This window comes from Succinivibrio sp. (assembly GCF_045124615.1).
Taxonomy (GTDB): domain Bacteria; phylum Pseudomonadota; class Gammaproteobacteria; order Enterobacterales; family Succinivibrionaceae; genus Succinivibrio; species Succinivibrio faecicola.
Genome location: NZ_JBGVMC010000280.1, coordinates 1 through 3,480, shown reverse-complemented (window position 1 = coordinate 3,480; position 3,480 = coordinate 1). Strand labels below are relative to the sequence as shown.

4 protein-coding genes are annotated in these 3,480 nt (G+C 33.8%); 3 read left to right on the top strand and 1 reads right to left on the bottom strand.

Annotated elements, in window-relative coordinates; translation table 11 throughout:
* Positions 1-448 precede the first annotated feature (448 nt).
* A complete protein-coding gene (gene infA / locus ACJML3_RS07265) occupies positions 449-667 on the bottom strand; it encodes a translation initiation factor IF-1 (protein ID WP_219938371.1) in 219 nt (72 codons plus the stop codon).
* A 463-nt stretch (positions 668-1,130) separates the two neighbouring features.
* On the opposite strand from infA, the gene fabB reads away from it, so the two are divergent.
* The 3 genes from fabB to ACJML3_RS07250 form a co-directional block, all read left to right on the top strand.
* Positions 1,131-2,345 (top strand): beta-ketoacyl-ACP synthase I, encoded by a 1,215-nt coding sequence (gene fabB, locus ACJML3_RS07260; protein WP_219938373.1) that lies wholly within the window; start codon positions 1,131-1,133, stop codon positions 2,343-2,345.
* Position 2,346: 1 nt separating this feature from the next.
* Positions 2,347-3,105, top strand: coding sequence for a pseudouridine synthase (locus ACJML3_RS07255; RefSeq protein WP_406021938.1), 759 nt, complete (start codon positions 2,347-2,349; stop codon positions 3,103-3,105).
* 203 nt (positions 3,106-3,308) lie between these two features.
* Positions 3,309-3,480: AAA family ATPase (locus ACJML3_RS07250; protein ID WP_406021941.1), on the top strand; the 172-nt coding region annotated here is incomplete at its 3' end.

The window sequence follows — 3,480 nt, the reverse complement described above, 5'->3', positions numbered from 1 at the left end:
AGAGAATTCCTCTGTACCAAATGGCAGTTTTTTGAAATTCTTATCACACATATTCTTTATCCGTATTTAATATCAATACCTAATTCTAATAAAGATTAATGTGCTTGTCTAGAACACATGTAACATAATTATCGGTATTAGAATTCACTTAATATATCATTTATAAATCGTTTTCTTAACTGTTTTAAATGAATATGCTGATTGAAAATGATTGATAAAATCAAGTTAGGAAATATGCAATGAATTGGTGATATTATCCTGTATTTTTGAAGTGATGCGTTTTATTGTTAAATGATCAATGCAATAAATTGAATGTTTGATATAACCAAGGCTTTGATTAAAAAAGAAGGAACAATTCTATTTTTGAACTGTTTTACAAGATCTTAGGTGAGCAAAAAAACAAACCTGAAACAGATGTTTCAGGCTGTAATTTAAATTATCTGCCTTATTATCTGGCACGGAATGTGATACGACCTTTTGTCAGATCGTATGGTGTTAACTGAACGGTAACCTTATCGCCAGTTAAAATTCTGATGTAGTTTTTACGCATCTTGCCAGAAATATGAGCCATAACAATATGACCGTTTTCAAGCTCAACACGGAACATAGTATTTGGAAGGGTCTCAAGGATGGTACCCTGCATTTCAATGCTTTCTTCTTTTGCCATATAAAAGAGTAATACCTGATTTAATTAAACAAAACCGATTATCAAAAAACAGAACAACGTTAATTGAATAATCCGTATAACAAAGTATCATGATGATTTTTGATACTTGCTTTAAGCCTTTTAATTATCCTAAGGCCTAAATTTGCGCATTATTATACAATAAAACAATTTTAATTTACCGATTTTTTTCTTAATCTTGCTTTTTAGAGCATAAATTTGAATATACGATCTTAGTGTAATGTCATTTTGTTTATAAAATTTTATGTTGCATCGATACTATGTTTTTTGCTCTGGATAAAATTGGTCAGCTTTGTTTTTCTACCTGTAAAAAAAGATATAAAAAAACTGTCTTATGCATCATATTTTGTATAGATTTGTAATAATGTTTTGCTCAAACAGAATATTATGGTATCGTTTGCACTAAGTATACAGAATTCATAAAAAAACGGAGTAAGGTATGACCTTGAAAAAAGTAGCAATCACAGGCATGGGTATTGTCTCATCTATTGGTACTGGACTAGATGCTGTTTTAAAAGCATTAAAAGAAGGTAAGTCTGGCATCAAGTTTGCTCAGGAATTTGCACAAAAACAGATGCGCTCTCAGGTTGCAGGTCTGGTTGATCTTGACCTTAAAGATGTTATTGACAGAAGAGTATTCAGATTTATGGGCGAGGCTGCAGGTTATGCATATGTTGCAATGCAAGAAGCAATTAAAAATGCAGGCCTTGAGCAAAGTGACGTAAGCAATGAGAGAACTGGTCTTTTTGTAGGCTCTGGTGGTGGTGATACCTGTGCAATTGTTGAAGCTGCAGATACCTTAAGAGAAAAAGGTATTAAAAGAGTAGGTCCTTATGCTGTACCAAAGGCTATGAGTTCAACTACATCTGCTAATCTTGCAACAGCATTTAAGATTAAAGGTGCATCCTTAACCGTATCATCAGCATGTTCTACCTCAGCTCACTGTATTGCACTTGCCTGTGATGAGATTGCTCTTGGCAGACACGATATTATGTTTGCAGGTGGCGGTGAGTCAGCCCACTGGTCAATTTCTTGTCTTTTTGATGGAATGGGGGCTTTATCTAAAGCTTTTAATGAAACACCTGAAAAAGCATCAAGACCTTATGATTCTGGAAGAGATGGCTTTGTAATCGGCGCTGGTGGTGGTATTTTAGTTCTAGAAGAGCTTGAGCATGCTAAAAAGCGTGGTGCAAATATCATTGCTGTTGTTGAAGGCTACGGTGCTACATCTGATGGTTATGACATGGTAGCTCCATCAGGCGAAGGTGCTTATCGCTGTATGAAACAGGCTCTTGCAACAGCAAATGGTCCTGTTGACTACATCAATACTCATGGTACTGCAACAGTACTTGGTGATATCAAGGAGCTTGAGGCAATAGGTAAGGTATTTACAGACAAGTGTCCTGCAATATCATCAACAAAATCAATGACAGGTCATGCTTTAGGTGCTGCTGGCGTAAATGAGGCTATCTTCTCATTACTGATGATGTCTAATAACTTTATTGCTCCATCAATCAATATTGATACCTTAGATGATGCAGCAAAGGGTTTTGATATCGTTGCAAATACCGCAAGAGATGCAAAACTCAACAGAATTATGTCAAATTCTTTTGGTTTTGGCGGTACAAATGCCTCCCTAATCCTTGCTAAGTACAACTAAAATGGCAAAAGATACATTACGTCTTGATAAGGCTGTATGTCACAATTTTGACCTGACACGCTCTGTAGCTGTCAAACTTATTAGGCAGGGATTGTGTGAGGTTGAAGGTGAAGTTGTAACCGATCCTTCTTTAAAAATTGCATCAAATGCAGCCATCAGTCTTGATGGTTGTCAGATGAGTGCAGATGAGGGCTTTAAAAAGCAGATATACATGCTCAACAAGCCTGATGGTTATGTCTGTGCTGACAGAGATAATAACAATCCTGTTGTTATAAATATCTTTTCAGATATTCCAAAGTTTACAAAGATGCATTGTGTAGGTCGACTCGATATTGATACAACAGGTCTGCTTCTTGTAACAGATGATGGTGATCTTAATCATCAGGTGACATCACCAAAATATCTTGTAACAAAGACATATCTTGCTACAACAAAAGATAAAATCACTCAAAAAGATATCGCTCTTTTTGCAAAGGGACTTAAACATCCTGAGGAAAAAAGCAGATATAAAGAGGCTCTTCTTGAAATTGTTTCTGATAATGTTGCTTTAGTCACTGTTACAGAAGGTCGTTTCCATGAAGTGAAAAGACTTTTTGAATGCGTAGACAATGAAGTAATTGAGCTTAAAAGACTTTATATCGGATCATTATCTCTTGATGAAGATCTCAATGAAGGTGAGTACAGATTGATCAATGATAGTGAAATTGAAAAATTGTTTGAACCTTATAAAGCTTATTCAGATGCCTTTTTGAAAAAGTAGAGCTGAATTTTTAAAGTTAAATATTACATCAAAAGAGAATATGAATATCAGACATATTCTCTTTTTTTTATTTTCTCAAAATAATGACTTTTTCCTAAATAAATCCATATTGTCTGTGATTTAAAATATATATATTTATTTCTAGACATTAAAATTTAATATATATAAAATATAGAGCCTTAAAAATAATATGGATAATAATTATGAAAAATAAAAAATATAATCCCCTGCCATTTGGCGTAAGTGAATTCTCTAGAATTAGAAAAAACAATTGCTACTTTATTGATAAATCATCTTACATTAAGAAGGTTTTTGAATACTCATCTTCATTTATTCTTTTTGCAAGACCAAGAGGTTTTGGTAAAACTCTTTTAA